Source organism: Shewanella sp. 10N.7, assembly GCF_020806285.1.
GTDB classification, from domain to species: Bacteria; Pseudomonadota; Gammaproteobacteria; order Enterobacterales; family Shewanellaceae; genus Shewanella; species Shewanella electrodiphila.
This window is the reverse complement of sequence record NZ_JAJGZS010000057.1, coordinates 1-1206: the sequence shown is the minus strand read 5'-3', so window position 1 is coordinate 1206 and position 1206 is coordinate 1. Positions and strand designations below refer to the sequence as shown.

Sequence of the window (1206 nt, the reverse complement as noted above, 5' to 3'; positions counted from 1 at the left end):
TTAACAACAGTCTGTTTCTTTTAGAAACTTATTTGGGTTGTATGGTTAAGTGACTAAGCGTATACGGTGGATGCCTTGGCAGTCAGAGGCGATGAAGGACGTAGTAACTTGCGAAAAGCGTTGGCGAGCTAGTAACAAGCATTTGAGCTAACGATGTCCGAATGGGGAAACCCGGCCACATAAGTGGTCATCATAACGTGAATACATAGCGTTATGAGGCGAACCTGGGGAACTGAAACATCTAAGTACCCAGAGGAAAAGAAATCAACCGAGATTCCCCTAGTAGCGGCGAGCGAACGGGGATTAGCCCTTAAGTCTATGGGGTGTTAGTGGAATGTGTTGGAAAGCACAGCGGCACAGGGTGATAGCCCCGTACATGAAAACTAACCATAGATGAAATCGAGTAAGGCGGGACACGTGACATCCTGTTTGAATATGGGGGGACCATCCTCCAAGGCTAAATACTCCTGACTGACCGATAGTGAACCAGTACCGTGAGGGAAAGGCGAAAAGAACCCCTGTGAGGGGAGTGAAATAGAACCTGAAACCGTGTACGTACAAGCAGTGGGAGCGGTTCTTGAGACCGTGACTGCGTACCTTTTGTATAATGGGTCAGCGACTTACATTTTGTAGCGAGGTTAAGCGAATAGCGGAGCCGTAGGGAAACCGAGTGTTAACTGCGCGTTTAGTTGCAAGGTGTAGACCCGAAACCGAGTGATCTAGCCATGGGCAGGTTGAAGGTTGAGTAACATCAACTGGAGGACCGAACCGACTAATGTTGAAAAATTAGCGGATGACTTGTGGCTGGGGGTGAAAGGCCAATCAAACTCGGAGATATCTGGTTCTCCTCGAAAGCTATTTAGGTAGCGCCTCGAGCGAATACCACTGGGGGTAGAGCACTGTTAAGGCTAGGGGGTCATCCCGACTTACCAACCCTTTGCAAACTCCGAATACCAGTGAGTACTACTCGGGAGACAGACGGCGGGTGCTAACGTCCGTCGTCAAAAGGGAAACAACCCAGACCATCAGCTAAGGTCCCAAAGTTATTGCTAAGTGGGAAACGATGTGGGAAGGCTTAGACAGCTAGGATGTTGGCTTAGAAGCAGCCATCATTTAAAGAAAGCGTAATAGCTCACTAGTCGAGTCGGCCTGCGCGGAAGATTTAACGGGGCTAAGCAATACACCGAAGCTATGGGTTTGCTCTTA

General features: G+C 48.9%; 1 rRNA gene. It reads left to right on the top strand.

Annotated elements, in window-relative coordinates:
• Window positions 1-43: 43 nt before the first annotated feature.
• A 23S ribosomal RNA gene (locus LMH66_RS20190) occupies window positions 44-1206 on the top strand; the annotation flags it as partial.